Below are 12985 nucleotides of genomic sequence, written 5' to 3'. Positions count from 1 at the left end.
GCTTTGGTAAAGGAACCTGATTACCGTTCGAATTCGCTTCTGCGGGGGCTCGGCATTCTCGAATGCTTCAGCGCTGACAGCCCCGAGTTGACGCTCTCTGAAATCGCCGAGGCGCTGTCGATCACCAGCAGCGCGGCCTATCGCTTTGTCGTCACGCTGGAGCGGGAAGGCTATCTCAGCAAGCACAAGACCAGCTATCGGCTCGCCCCGCGAGTGATGGATCTGGGCTATCGCTATCTGGCCTCGCAGGATGTCTACGATATTGCCCGGGTTCCCGCCGACGAGCTGCGCGCCGAAACCGGGTTCACGGTGCATGTTTCCGTGCTCGAAGGGACCGAGATCATCTATGTCTATCGCGCCCTGTCCAATCGCGCGATGGTGTCGAACGTGCCTGTCGGCTCGCGCCTGCCGGCCTTCTCGACGACGATGGGGCGTATGCTCCTTTCGGACCTGCCGGAAGAGGATCTGGACCGCCGCTTCGACGGATATGTCTTCGAACGCATGAGCCCGCTCGCGCCGTCCTCCCTTGCGGAGCTCAAGCCGCTTCTGAAGGAAGATCGGGAAAGAGGTTATGTCGCGCAAAGGTCGCATCTTTCGACCGGCACGTTTTCCATCGCCGCGCCTCTGGTCTCGCGTCACGGGCGTACCCTTGGGGCGATCAACCTGTCCGGCCACGAGATGCAGCTTCACCCGGATGAGGCGCTGATCGGCAAGGTCAGGGCCACGGCGCGCACGATTTCGCAAATGCTCTAGGCGTTCGTTCCGGCGTTTGAGGCCCGGGACCTGTCCGGCCCGCGTGCGGTGAAGGCGGTGCCTCAGATGTCGTGGTGTCCCTTGAGAAACTTACCCGATCCGGAAATGGCGCCTTGTGGTGGCACGACGCCGGACGATGCCATCGATCGCGACTGCGCAGTCCGGCTCGCGCGGCATCGCCTTTCCGAAGGCAAGTTCGTTCTGTTGTTCCTTTTGCACGACAAGCCTGAGGGGCTTTCGCCGCATGAATTGGCTGAACGGGCGGGCGTGACGCGGGCGACGATCACCGGACTTCTCGATGGGCTGGAACGTGACGGCTTCATAGTTCGGCGCGGTGGCCTCAGCGATCGGCGAAAGATTGCCGTTGCATTGACCGAGGTCGGGCAGACGGCGGCGGGGGAGCTGTTCCGCGAACATACCGAATGGGTCGCCTCCCTGTTTCAAGGCTTTACGGCAGCCGACCGCCAGACCTTGACCGGTCTGCTGCAACGCATTTGGCGGAATCTGGAGACCGGAAAGCAACAGGCAGGCCAGCAACGGGCAGGCAAGCAACAGATTGGCCAGGATGAGGATGCACGCGCATGAGCGGCGCGAAGGCCGCCGGGCGCGGCGTCAAGGAGATTGATCCGAACCGCCGCGCCCGGCTCAACGCCGGAGAGGTGGAGGCCGCAACGCTGACCGAATGTCTGGCCGTCGATTTCACGGCACTCATGCGCACTGTCCTGCCGGAAATCGGTGCGGACGCCTTGAGCGAAATGGAGCGCGGTGCGGCGACAGGCATTTCCAAACGCATGTCGCTTGCGGCGCGAGTAATCCGCGCGGAGCTTGGCGGCTCCGTTTTGGAGCGGCTTGGACGGCACAGATCGGACACCGTGCGTGGCTGGGCCTGCTTCATGATTGGCGCCGCCGCCGATATGTCGCTCCGCGACCGCCTCGCGGCCATACGCCCCTATGCGGACGACCTGCATTTCGGGGTGCGGGAATGGGCGTGGATGGCCGTCCGAAAGCATTTCGCCGCTGAACTCGAAACCGCCATCGCCATGTTGTCCGAATGGACCGCGGACCCTTCGGAGCGCGTGCGTCGTTTTGCATCGGAAGCGACCCGGCCGCGTGGTGTGTGGTGCACGCATATCGGTGCGCTCAAGGCACAGCCGCAACTTGCGCTTTCGATTCTTGAGCCGCTTCGCGCAGACCCGTCCGCCTATGTGCAGAACTCCGTCGGCAACTGGCTGAACGATGCTGGCAAGGACCGGGCGGATTGGGTGCAGTCCCTATGTGCCCGGTGGTCCGTCGAAAGTCCGACACCTGCGACGGGGCGCATCTGCAAACGCGCGCTTCGCTCGATCTCTCCCGTTCCCAAAAACTGAAACGGATGCAATGCATGGCTCATTATCTCACCGAACTCTACACGCCGAAACCTGCCTGGCTGGACCTGTCTGATGACCGGCGCCAACGGTTCTTTGACGCCATCGGGGCTGCGATGCCTGCCTTGTCTGCCCTCGGCGTGGAGGCTCTTGCCTTTGGCAAGGTCGATCGGACCAGACTCCATTCCGCGCCGCAGGCATTCTTTGCAGTGTGGCGCTGTCCCGATGACGCGGCGCTCGGCGCGCTCGTCTCCGGCATCGCGCAATCGGGCTGGCACGACTATTTCGAGACCGTCAATGCCGGTGGCGAAGCAACCGATCTGACCAGCCATCTCGCGCAACTCGGCGAAGCCGTGTGACGGTAGAGGCACGTTGTACAGAGTGATGGTCTGAGACGTTTTAAAGGCCGCATTACACAAAATTTGGCGCGCTCATCAGGAGCATCGTGCTGTATTTTGCAGGTGCGATCAGAGACGCGGTTTGATGCAAAATCATCGGGCGGACAGCCCGGCACTCGCCGCACGGAATGCGAATATCCGATCGGGGGGAGCTTTGTTCAGCTCGCACAAATGTTTCCAGTCATGACACCTTGTTCCGTTTATTTCCCCTTGAGTTGATCTTTCACGAGGCTACACTCGCGCCAACTCCTTCCCAGTTTCTGGTTTCCGTCATGTCGTTTTTCTCGCAAACCTCCCGCATGGGTCGCCTGACCACAGCTCTTGGCGAGGACGTTCTGGTCCTGATGCGCTTTGAAGGCGAGGAGCGGGTCAACGGGGTGTTTAGTTACCACGTCGACTGTCTCGCCGCCGCCGATGATATTGATTTCGATGCGCTTTTGGGCACCCATGCCACCGTTACGCTGCGCACCCATGACGGCTCGGATAAGCCTTTTGACGGCATCATTTCCGAAGCGCGGTGGATGGCGCGGGCGAGAATGGGCATCGCTACCGGTTGACGCTCAAACCCTGGTTCTGGCTTGCCTCTCTGCGCCGCAACCAGCGGATTTTCCACAACAAAACCGTGGTCGACATCCTCACCGAGCTCCTCGGCGCCTATGCCTCGGCGGGCAAGATGGAGCCCCGGCTGACGCTCGAGTATCCCGAACTCGAATACACCGTTCAGTACCGCGAGAGCGACATGGATTTCGCCGCGCGGCTCATGGAGCGGCACGGGATTTCCTATCATTTTGAACAGGATAGCGGATCGCACCTGATGGTTCTGACCGACATTGTCGAGAGCCACGCGACCATCGGCGCGCGCCCGTTTAAACCCTATGACGGCCACCATCAGGAAGAGATCGAGCACTTCTGGGAATGGCGTCCGGCGCGGCGGATCACGACGGGGGCGGTGCGGCTCACGGATTACAATTTCAAGACGCCGACCGCGGCGATGGAAACCAATTCTTCATCTTCTTCGCGCTATGCTCAGGGCCAGATCGAGAGTTTTGACTGGCCGGGGGATTACCTCGACCAGGGCCGTGGCGATGTGGTCGCGCGGCTGCGGTCGGAGGGTGAGACCGGCCAGGACCGGCGCTTTGAGGCGCAGGGCGATATTCCTGCGCTTGGCGCGGGGCTGCGGGTGACGCTTGGCGGCGAGCCTCTTCCGGGGACGGGAGAGGACTACCTCTGCCTCGTGGCGCATCACAGCTACACGTCGGACAATTACGGCTCCGGCGGTGAAGAGGGCGACGGCTACGCCTACACCGGGCGCTATGTTTTGCTGCCCGCCGACGCGCCCTTGGTGCCGGAGCTGAAGACCGCGCGGGCGGATGTGAAAGGTCCGCAAACGGCGGTGGTCGTGGGCGATGGCGAGATCGACTGCGACGAATACGGGCGCATTCTGGTGCAGTTCCACTGGGATTTGGACGCAGCCTACTCCATGCGCTGCCGTGTGTCGCAGAGCTGGGCGGGCAACGGCTGGGGCGGCATGGTGATCCCGCGGATCGGGATGGAAGTCGTGGTCGAGTTTCTGGACGGCGACCCGGACAAGCCGTTGGTCACCGGGTGCTTTTATAACGGCAAGAACGCGGTGCCGTATGAGTTGCCGGAGCATAAGACACGCAGCACGTTCCGGACGGATACGCATGAGGGCGAGGGGTTCAACGAACTTCGGTTTGAGGACAAGAGGGGTGAGGAGGAGGTGTTCCTTCATGCTCAGAAGGATATGAACATCCAGGTGCTCAACGACCGCTCCAAACGGGTCGAGGTCGACCAGAGCGAGGTTGTGGGACAGGATAAGTCGATCCAGGTCGGGGGCGATCATTCGGAAGTGATTTCCGGAAACATGTCGATTGCCGTCGGCAGCAACCCCCTGTCGCGCGCCCTGATGAACAAGACGCAGGTGTTGTTCTCGAAATTGGGCGATGTGATGGAGAAAATCAAAATCCCCGACGTGCTCAATTTCGGCAAGGGCAACTTCCAGATGTTCGTGGAAAAGAACAAATCCGAAGTGGTCAATGTGGCGTCTTCCGAGATCGTGGGGGTGGCCAAGTCGATTGTCGTCGGGCAGGCGTTTCAGACAACCGTTGGCAAATCCATGAGCACGCTGGTGCGCGGGCGTTGGGAATCTGATGTGGGACAGGTACAGGTGCTGCGCGTGGGCGATCAGATCACCATAAAGGTGGGGGAAAATTCCACTCTGACCATGTCCAAGGAGGGAGATATCGTCCTCAAGGGCAAGCATATCAAACTCGACGCCGACAAGATAGATTTCAACTGAGGGCGCGGGGCGGATGGCGCAGGATACCCCTCTTTTCGGCCCTCGGGTGCTCAAGCCGGAAAATGTTCCGGACGGGCTGCCGTCGCTCATGGATATGCTCGGCTCGGACATGCGTCTGCAGAGCAAGTTTCCCTTTGAAGGCACACAAAGCGCCGAAGGGTGGCACCCGCCGATGGCGTTGCCATTCTTCGAACCCGCGGGAGACGCGGGCATCTGTGTCGCCACGGATTTCGCGCTGGCCTCCCCGGCCAATGTCACCGTGCCAGAGGCGCCCGATCCGGCGCCCGCCGAGGAGGAAAAGATCTGGGATTTCTCGGGCGGGGAGGTGTCGCGCGGCACAAAGGATCTGGGGGTGCGGAGCGGATCGCAAAGGGTCGTGCGCGAGTATCTCGCCTCCGGCTACACCCGCAGGAATCCCGACGGCACAGACTGGTCGGACAATGATTTCGCCGGCAAGTGGCGCGACGCGGAATTCACCGTGGCTCAGGCCGAGGCGAGCAAGGATTTCTTCGACGTCTCGGTCGCAGACGGCAGCTTCGGCGAAGAGGGCGATTTCTTTTCCGGTTCGGGCCGCGTTCTGGGCGCGGACAGCGATGCCTCCGCCAGTTTCGAGTTGGGCAGTGACGGTTTCAAAGCGGGCGCCGGCGCACAAGCCAGCGGCTCCTTCCTCGAGGGCAAGATCGAGAGCGACGACAGCGGTCTTGTGGCGGGCGATGTGAGCGGATCGGTCGTTTCGGGCGATGCCAAGGGCGATGTCGAACTGGTGCTCTCTCCCGAACAGGCCACGCTCAAAGGCGAGCTTGGGGCGGAGGTGAACCTCGTGGAAATCGGCGCAGGGGGCGATATCTACATTACCCCGCGACGTGTCGCCAACCCTCTGATCGCGCTTTATAATAGCTGGGCCGAAGACGATTTCGAAGAGCTTTCGGAAAGCTGGGACATCGGTATTATGGTCGGTGGCGAGGTCAGCGGCCAGATCGGTGCGCAGGCCGGTGTCGACGGGCAGGTCGGCTATGAGAAAGGCCGTGCGACCGCCGAAGCCGGAGCGAAGATCGGGCTGGGGCTCGGGGCGTCCGTGAAGGGGCGCGCGGGGCTTGTTGGGCTCGACAAGATCTGGAACGGGATCAAAAGCGGGTGGAATGCGATTTGGAACGACTGATGACAGGAGCGGGGCGCGATGCGATGGACCCGAATGCGATGGAATTTGGCGCGGGTGGCGCTTTTGATCGGCGCGCTGATGAGCGTTGCGGGGGCCAGCATGGCTGATACGCAGAACACCGGGGCGGAAACGGGCAGGGCGGAAACGGAGGGCGCTGCTGCGCAAAAATTTTCCCGTTTGAGCGAAACCAAGGGTCTCACCGCCTTCGATCTCGACGGCGAGGCGCTCGATTTCAGCACATGGGTGCCCGAGCGCTTCCTGTGGAGCGAAGCCCAGGATGTGCCCGTCGAATTTGCGCCCGCCGCGCTGTTTTCCACCTTCGAACAGGTCCGTATCGGCTATGATCCGCTCGAACGCGATCGCTATGAGGTGCGCCTTTACCGGGCCACGCTCTATCCCGATCGGGTTGCGCTCGCGGTCAGCTACGCGCGCCTGCTCGCGCGGGTCTGGTCTTCCACCGATTTCGGCATGAGCGCGCCCGATCCGATGTTCGGCGAGGTGCTTGGCGGCACCGATGCGAGCGGTGCGATGATGGTCAACCGGATTTCCGTCTGGCGTCGCGGCGAGGAGCTTTTGATCCTGCGCCAGCGCTTCGAGGCCGAACGGTTCGAAAACTACGCCGAAGACATGGCGAAAATGGTCGGCAGCCTCAGATTCAAGACCGCCCTCGACACGCCTCTGGTCGGGGATGACGCGCCGGTCCGCGCACTTGCGACACGCTGGGGTGCGCCCTGGAGGGCGCGTTTCCCCGCGCATTGGCAGGAGATCGACGCACCGCTGGATTTGGGCGCGAAGGGCGTGTTCTCATTCTGGCGCGACACGGCGGATGCCAAGGGCAATCTGGCCGCGATGATCGCGTCAGTGCCCGCACCCGCCGATCTTCCGAACGGCCCGCCCGGCGATGCGTCCTTTAACGATCTGGCCGATACGGCGGCAGCGATGGCGCATATGGCGCTCGGCCAACTGGCGCCCGATCAGCCCTTTACACTGGCGCCCGTGGAGGCCTCCCGCATTGGGGATCTCGCGCAGACGACCGCCTTCAACGCGCTCTACACCTTTCGCGTCGAACTGGGAGAGGTCAAGGCTCTGGTGAAACTCGACGTGATGCTGGCCTATGGCAAGGACGGGCAGCTTTTGTCTTTCGTCACCGTGGCGCCCGCGGGCACCGATCTTTATCTGGAGGGCACCTCGATGCATGCGTCTTATGTCCAGAAAATCCTGCTCGAAACCCTGACGGCCTATTTCGGCGCCAGACAAGCGCAGTAGGCCGGGGTGGTATGGAGCGTCGCATGGACCGGATCGGATCGTTTCACCTGCGCTGTGTGATCAGTGTTGCTCCGAATGGCGCCGTGGGGCTTGCAGACACCAACGCGCGGGTTCTTCTGGCCGGGAGCCTGTCGCCCTCGGACGTGGGGCGTCTGGCGGTCTGTCAGGACCTGAATGACGGGGACGCGCCGGTGACGGTGGTGCTTGGGCTCGTCGAGGAGGCCGAACGGGACGACGACGCTCCGACGATCATTTCCGCAGGGGAAAGCTCCATCGCACTCTATCCGGACGGCCATATCCGTCTCCGGGGCGAACAGGTGACGGTCGACAGCGCCGGAGCGCTCAGGCTTCTGGCCGGAAGGATAGATCTGAACTGAATGTGGACGCTGACGAACCATACCCCCTTTCCGGCGGAGACTGGCGCCTATCGGACCCCCGACAATGCGGGCTTCTGGGGGCTTTGGCTGGTGGCGGGGTTCTCCCTCAGGGACGGAGCCTTGCCGCTTTTCGACCCCGAACAGCGTCCGATCACCCCCTCTTTCGTCTTCGCCGAGGGGGACGCTCTCGCGCGCGATGCCGATCTCACACCACCGCGTCCGCGTGTCGATCTCATCATCCGCGCTCATGCCCATCAGCCCGCCGCGCGCAGGGAAGCCGAGGAGAGCCGGCCACGCGCGCTGGGTTTACGGATCGGGGGCTGGAGTAAAATTCTCGAAGTGCATCCGCCGCTCTGCTACCAACGCAATCCGACGTTCGGTTTCGGCAGTCCCGGCATCCGTGTGCGAGCCGACCCGGATACGCCCCCCGCTTTGCTCTGTCTTGACGGGGCGCATGGATACGGCGGGCCGGGGCATCCGCTCAATCCACTCGGGCGGGGCTTTCGCAATGTGTCGGAAGATCCCAAGGCGAGCCCGCCAGTGGTCTATCTCGCCGGACAGACCCCGGCAAGGGAGGGTGCGACAGAGGGCACAGGGACGGTGCCAGCGCAACTCGGTCCGATTTCCCCGCTCTGGGAGGCGCGCCGCGCGCTCGGCGGCACCTATGATGCCAACTGGGAACGCCGCCGTGCACCGCTTTTTCCCGAGGATATGTCGGCGGACTACTGGCAATCGGCGCCGCCCGATCAGCGCCTGTCACGCGATCTTTTTGCGCCGGGCGCCGCGCTGGAAGCAGGCGGTTTCGGCACCACCGGCCCCTTAGATGCGCCGGGGATCTATCCGCTTCCGCTGCTTTCTCTGCGGTGCGACACCAAACTCTCGGGCCGTTGGCAGCCCGCCGAGGCACGGCTCCAGCGCGTCGAGGTGGATCTCGACACGATGCAGGTTCATGTGCTCTACCACGCGGCCTGGTCGCTCGCGCGGGCCGACGAGGATGTGGCCGTGAGCGAAACCGTGGTCGAACTGGACCACGCGCAGGGCTTCCGCGTTCCGGCCGGGGCGGCGGGGCTGTTCCACAAATCTCCATCCCTCATGCGAGAGGTTTGATCCATGGGGGTGACGATTGCGGTCAATGGTTTGACCATCTCTCACAAAGGCTCGGGCGGCAGCCATATGAACTCCGCCCCCGATGTGTGCAAAACGCCGGGAAAAGGCGACCCTGTGCCGTATTCGATCAAAGCGGACAACGGCAGCCTCGTCAAAGGCACTGAAACGGTCAAGGCCGACGGTGGACAGATGATTGCCACGAGCCCCTCGGAATTTGCCTCCTGCACGGGCGATGGCGGCGGCTCCATGGGCGGGGTGGCCTCGGGCACATTTCTCAAACAGTCCAACTGGATCACCTATTCTCCCAACGTCTACGCCGAAGGCAACAACATCTGCCGTCTCAGCGACAAGCTTTTCATGAACAACCGCAACACGATCTGCGGCAACTCGGGCCAGCGTGAGGCGGGGCTCGGCTCGGGCGATCCGGTGATGGATGCGCTGTGCAAGATTTTTTGCGAGGCGCGGGAGGAATGGCAGAAATGCCGCGGTAAACCGGGCTGCAAACGGCCCTCCATCCTTGCCCGCGACAAGGTTAATGCCGCCCTCGACAGCGCGGGATCGCCGCTGCGCCGTGCGCTCGGAAATTCCATCGGGGCGGCGGAACGCACCCTCTACGCGGCGGGCGACAAGGCGCTCGATCTCGGGCGCAAATTCTACACCCAGAGCGGTTTGCGCGAGGCGATGAAACGGGCGGTCACACGCGCGATCGGCCGGGCAGGGGTGAACCGTCTCAAGTCCATGGGCAAACGGTTCTGGCTTCGGGCCGTACCGTTTTTGGGTCAGATTGCCACGGGGCTCGATGTGGCAATGACGGCGATGGATGTCTACAACATCATCGACGGGGCGGTGGATATGCTCGACAACGCGCTACGGATTCAGCCCGATTTCGCCACGCTCGATGCGGACGGCGCGGTCACGAATATTTACGATTTCAAATTCGATGCGCCGGGGTATCAGGACGAGATGTCACCGGATCAGCGCCGTCTTTATGAACAGGTGACGGATGGCAAGGTGATTGAGGTCGACAATGCCACATGCGGCTGTGATCGGGGACGCGGTGCCTCGGTGCCGATGGGCTAGTCGGTCGCAAAAAAGACAAGAGGAAAGCATGGATATACTCGAAGCACGCGGCACACCCTCGGCCTATCAGGTGGCGTTTCCCGCACTGCGCTTTTGTGTTTGGACAGAAGGCGGGTTCGACCAGCCGGACTGCGGCGCGGCAGCCTTGGCGGTTTTTGACGCTGTGATGGAGAGCCTGGGCGGGGAGATCGGCTATCTGACGCTGATCAAACCGACGGCAGGCAAACGGGTTCGTCTGACCCGGGCCACGCCCAAAAAGCGCGAGGAAGCGCGGGCCGCCGTTGCGGCGGGGATGCCCGCACATCGCCACCTCTCCGCGGACGCCGAAGCGACGTTGGCCGAAGGGGCGCGGGGCGTGGGCCTGCCTGCACTCGACCTGTCCCATCTCCCCGGCGGGCCGGGGTTCATCGGGCTCGATATGCCCTTGGAACATCCCGCCGCGATGGGGTTGATCGCGCGTTTGCATCAGATCATGGATGGGGTGCCGCTTGTTGCCGGGGTCTGTGGCTACGGGTTTGCCATGGTACCGGGGGATTTCGGCCAGTACAAACTTCCGCCTGCCCATCTGCGCTTTCGCACCGCGCTCATGGCGCCGGTGGAGCTGTTGTCGCGGGAGGTGCGCTATGACGCGCCCTTTGTGCAGATGCGCCGCCTCTCTCAGCGCCGTGATGCCAAAGGAGCGACCATTCCCGAGGCGGAGCTGTTCGATTATCAAACCGGGCTGCCCGACATCGGCTGGCGGACGTACCTCGGGGCGGATCTCTGCGCCCGTGTCGATGCCCAGGAGGGGCTGGAGACAAAACTGGCCGCGCTGGTTGCGCAGGGAGGTGCGGTGGAAGAGCGGGCGGGGCACCGCGTTGTGACCGCCAGCCCCGCGCCGGTCTGGGGCGATCTGAACGCGGGCGAACCGATCGCGGGCTATATCGCCGCGCGGGCCTATCTTGAGCCAGCGCTGGCCTCCCGGTCGATCCGCCTCATGTCGGCACCGTGCCATGACACATCCGATAAGGATCGCATGCGCGAGGCCGAGGCCTATGTCGACCGTTTCAAGGAGGAGGGCGCATGATGGACCGCACCGACGTTTTTGCTGGGCGCCTGCATATTGCGTCCCAGATCCCGCAGGCGCTGCGAAGCATCGAGATCCGCGGCCTCTTCACCCCCGAAGCTCTGACCGAGGGGCGGACGCTGACGATCCTCGACGCGCTCGAATGGCCCGTCAGCACGCTTGGGGGGCTGTTCGGCGCGGGCTTTGCCTCCTTCGGCGCTCCAGCCCCCGTCACGGCCACGCTTTCGCAGGAGGGCGAGGCGTTCAGGATACGGATCGAGGGCGGCCCGCTGCATCCTTTCGCGCTTTGGTGCGTGCTGCGCCTTTTGGCCAGCGCCGCGATCCTTCCGCCCGGTGCATTCGAGCGGCTTGTTGATCTCATGGAGGGCGATGAAGAGGCCGCGAGGGAGGCCTTTTCTCCCCGTTTCATCACCGATTACGAGGCCCTGAGCTGTCTCGTGACGGGGGAGGGCGCGCTGGTCGATTTCGATGCGGCGCTTATGCCCGCGACAGCGCCCTTGTTGGCGGGCGCGGCGCGGCTCATGGATCAGTTCGGAAACCATATCGGTGCGGGGCGCGAGGCCGGAAAAGAGCGGCTCTTGTTCGATCTTCCGCGCGCCGCAGAGCTCACGCCCGCGCTTGAGGACGGGTTTCTTGCGCTCCAGAGTCTCGGCGTGTTTGCCGATGGCCCGCCCGCGGGATTTGCCGAGGCCGACCCCGAGCTGGTCTTGCAAACCCCGCAGCGGCTCGTGGTGACGGGTTGGGAAGAGAGCGCGCTCGGCCTCGTCGCTTTGATCGCCGCGCTGTGTGGCGGCGATCTGGGCGGGGTGGACCTGCGCGATGCGGATTGAGACGGGGCCTCTGGCGCTGACGGCGTGCGGTGTGTCGACCGTCTTTGGTGCGACACGCGCGGCCAGCGCGGCAAAACTGGCGGAGGGGCGGCCAGCCTACCGGCGGCTGCGCAGCTATCTCGACGACACCTATGCGCCGCAACTCGCGGCTTTTGCGGCCGAACCCGCGGCCGGGGCGCAGGCGCTCATCCGGGCGCGGCGGCTGGCCCGGGCGGCGCTTGACGACCTTCTGTCCTCTGCGCCCGGCGCGTTCGATACGCGCGGGGCCACCGTCGCGATCCTCTTGCCTGCGGTCGCCCCGGCGGAAGGCCTTGCGGCGGAGGCGGTCAGCGCGCTTGCGGCAGAGATATTGGCCGATGTGAATGCCCGCACCGGGCTAAGCGCGCTTCACGTGACCGCTCATGCCGCGGGGTCGACGGGGCTGGCCGAGGCGCTCCACGATCATTCTGGGTCGCTTTCGCAGGGGCGGCCGCTTCTGGTGCTCGGTGGAGAAAGTTTTGCCTGTCGCACGAGACTTGCCGCGCGGGCGGCCGAGGGGCGGCTCTTTAGCGCCAAACGGCCTTATAGTGCTGTGCCGGGCGAGGCGGGGGTGGCGCTCTTGCTCGATCCTGCGCCTCAGCTAGCGCCGCTTGCACACATCACCGGAACCGCGCACGAATTCGAGCCCATCGGCGCGCTCGAGGACGGCCACAGCACCTATGCTGCCCAGAGCGAGGCAGCGTATCAGGCACTCGAGTCTTCGGGTCGGGACGCAGTCGTCGATCACATCTGTACCGATTGGACGAATGGGCGCTATCGGGCCTCCGAGCTTGCGCATTGCTATCTGCGCCTTGGTGGACGGATTGCGCCGGAGTGCGAGTATCGCCATCTGGCGCTGACTTTTGGAGATACGGGCGTCGTCATGCTCGCTCTCGCTGTCGTACAAGCGCTGGCGCAGCCGGGGAGGCATTTATTCCTGGCCGGGTGTGACCGTACGAAGGCGCGTGTTGCGATGACGCTGACGGTGGCTGGGGCGTAAGCCTGTCGCTGATCCCGATTGGGCGATTTGGTTTCGAGGCCGCAGGTTCCGGAGCGGCAAACGGGCGCGTGGTCTCAGGAAATGGTTAATAGGTTTATCAATGGTGAATGCGGCCCGGGACTTTGGCAGAAAATGCGAAAAAACGCGGGGTGTACCGCGAGATGCACAGGTTTTCAGAGGTTGGGGGCGGCGGGCGACCGGCGCGCAGATCGGCTGCGACCGCAGGTTTCATGAAAAATCGAGCGAT

14 protein-coding genes are annotated in these 12985 nt (G+C 63.5%); all 14 read left to right on the top strand.

Annotated features, from left to right (window positions below; genetic code table 11):
• Window positions 1–3: 3 nt before the first annotated feature.
• The 14 genes from CEW89_RS04950 to CEW89_RS04890 all read left to right on the top strand — a co-directional run bounded on the left by CEW89_RS04950 (window position 4) and on the right by CEW89_RS04890 (window position 12738).
• The gene (locus CEW89_RS04950; RefSeq protein WP_198403498.1) at window positions 4–753 is read left to right on the top strand and encodes an IclR family transcriptional regulator; all 750 of its coding nucleotides are present in this window, start codon (window positions 4–6) and stop codon (window positions 751–753) included.
• 66 nt (window positions 754–819) lie between these two features.
• Window positions 820–1338, top strand: a complete 519-nt coding sequence (locus CEW89_RS21405; protein WP_096805125.1) for a MarR family winged helix-turn-helix transcriptional regulator — start codon at window positions 820–822, stop codon at window positions 1336–1338.
• Window positions 1335–2120, top strand: coding sequence for a DNA alkylation repair protein (locus CEW89_RS04940; protein WP_096805124.1), 786 nt, complete (start codon window positions 1335–1337; stop codon window positions 2118–2120). Before CEW89_RS21405 ends, CEW89_RS04940 begins: the two co-directional genes overlap by 4 nt.
• Window positions 2121–2134: 14 nt before the next feature.
• The gene (locus CEW89_RS04935) at window positions 2135–2476 is read left to right on the top strand and encodes a DUF6616 family protein (RefSeq protein ID WP_096805123.1); all 342 of its coding nucleotides are present in this window, start codon (window positions 2135–2137) and stop codon (window positions 2474–2476) included.
• 311 nt (window positions 2477–2787) lie between these two features.
• Window positions 2788–3072, top strand: coding sequence for a contractile injection system protein, VgrG/Pvc8 family (locus CEW89_RS21400; RefSeq protein WP_280522632.1), 285 nt, complete (start codon window positions 2788–2790; stop codon window positions 3070–3072).
• Window positions 3033–4835 (top strand): type VI secretion system Vgr family protein, encoded by a 1803-nt coding sequence (locus CEW89_RS04930; RefSeq protein ID WP_280522631.1) that lies wholly within the window; start codon window positions 3033–3035, stop codon window positions 4833–4835. Before CEW89_RS21400 ends, CEW89_RS04930 begins: the two co-directional genes overlap by 40 nt.
• A gap of 13 nt (window positions 4836–4848) precedes the next feature.
• A complete protein-coding gene (locus CEW89_RS04925; protein WP_096805122.1) occupies window positions 4849–5994 on the top strand; it encodes a hypothetical protein in 1146 nt (381 codons plus the stop codon).
• 33 nt (window positions 5995–6027) lie between these two features.
• Window positions 6028–7260, top strand: coding sequence for a hypothetical protein (locus CEW89_RS04920; RefSeq protein ID WP_096805121.1), 1233 nt, complete (start codon window positions 6028–6030; stop codon window positions 7258–7260).
• Window positions 7261–7283: 23 nt separating this feature from the next.
• Window positions 7284–7637, top strand: coding sequence for a hypothetical protein (locus tag CEW89_RS04915; protein ID WP_155846110.1), 354 nt, complete (start codon window positions 7284–7286; stop codon window positions 7635–7637).
• The gene (locus CEW89_RS04910; protein ID WP_096805120.1) at window positions 7638–8744 is read left to right on the top strand and encodes a DUF2169 domain-containing protein; all 1107 of its coding nucleotides are present in this window, start codon (window positions 7638–7640) and stop codon (window positions 8742–8744) included.
• A 3-nt stretch (window positions 8745–8747) separates the two neighbouring features.
• Complete coding sequence (locus CEW89_RS04905; RefSeq protein ID WP_096805119.1) at window positions 8748–9824, top strand: DUF4150 domain-containing protein; 1077 nt, start codon at window positions 8748–8750, stop codon at window positions 9822–9824.
• Between the two features lie 28 nt (window positions 9825–9852).
• Entirely contained in the window at window positions 9853–10890 is a 1038-nt protein-coding gene (locus CEW89_RS04900; RefSeq protein ID WP_096805118.1) for a hypothetical protein, read from the top strand.
• Window positions 10887–11720 (top strand): hypothetical protein, encoded by an 834-nt coding sequence (locus tag CEW89_RS04895; protein WP_096805117.1) that lies wholly within the window; start codon window positions 10887–10889, stop codon window positions 11718–11720. The genes CEW89_RS04900 and CEW89_RS04895 overlap by 4 nt, the downstream gene beginning before the upstream one ends.
• A complete protein-coding gene (locus CEW89_RS04890) occupies window positions 11710–12738 on the top strand; it encodes a hypothetical protein (protein ID WP_096805116.1) in 1029 nt (342 codons plus the stop codon). The genes CEW89_RS04895 and CEW89_RS04890 overlap by 11 nt, the downstream gene beginning before the upstream one ends.
• The last annotated feature ends 247 nt before the right edge of the window (window positions 12739–12985 follow it).

The sequence above is a fragment of the Celeribacter ethanolicus genome, from assembly GCF_002407265.1.
Lineage (GTDB): Bacteria > Pseudomonadota > Alphaproteobacteria > Rhodobacterales > Rhodobacteraceae > Celeribacter > Celeribacter ethanolicus.
The sequence above is the reverse complement of the archived record's forward strand: the minus strand, read 5'-3'. Positions and strand labels throughout refer to the sequence as shown.

What these genes read in the sequence shown, in the direction of transcription:
- CEW89_RS04940 (WP_096805124.1), top strand. Translation starts at nt 1,335, where the DNA reads ATGAGCGGCGCGAAGGCCGCCGGGCGCGGCGTCAAGGAGATTGATCCG.
- CEW89_RS21400 (WP_280522632.1), top strand. Translation starts at nt 2,788, where the DNA reads ATGTCGTTTTTCTCGCAAACCTCCCGCATGGGTCGCCTGACCACAGCT.
- CEW89_RS04935 (WP_096805123.1), top strand. Translation starts at nt 2,135, where the DNA reads ATGGCTCATTATCTCACCGAACTCTACACGCCGAAACCTGCCTGGCTG.
- CEW89_RS04905 (WP_096805119.1), top strand. Translation starts at nt 8,748, where the DNA reads ATGGGGGTGACGATTGCGGTCAATGGTTTGACCATCTCTCACAAAGGC.
- CEW89_RS04895 (WP_096805117.1), top strand. Translation starts at nt 10,887, where the DNA reads ATGATGGACCGCACCGACGTTTTTGCTGGGCGCCTGCATATTGCGTCC.
- CEW89_RS04890 (WP_096805116.1), top strand. Translation starts at nt 11,710, where the DNA reads ATGCGGATTGAGACGGGGCCTCTGGCGCTGACGGCGTGCGGTGTGTCG.
- CEW89_RS04900 (WP_096805118.1), top strand. Translation starts at nt 9,853, where the DNA reads ATGGATATACTCGAAGCACGCGGCACACCCTCGGCCTATCAGGTGGCG.
- CEW89_RS04920 (WP_096805121.1), top strand. Translation starts at nt 6,028, where the DNA reads ATGCGATGGAATTTGGCGCGGGTGGCGCTTTTGATCGGCGCGCTGATG.
- CEW89_RS04915 (WP_155846110.1), top strand. Translation starts at nt 7,284, where the DNA reads ATGGACCGGATCGGATCGTTTCACCTGCGCTGTGTGATCAGTGTTGCT.
- CEW89_RS04910 (WP_096805120.1), top strand. Translation starts at nt 7,638, where the DNA reads ATGTGGACGCTGACGAACCATACCCCCTTTCCGGCGGAGACTGGCGCC.
- CEW89_RS21405 (WP_096805125.1), top strand. Translation starts at nt 820, where the DNA reads ATGTCGTGGTGTCCCTTGAGAAACTTACCCGATCCGGAAATGGCGCCT.
- CEW89_RS04925 (WP_096805122.1), top strand. Translation starts at nt 4,849, where the DNA reads ATGGCGCAGGATACCCCTCTTTTCGGCCCTCGGGTGCTCAAGCCGGAA.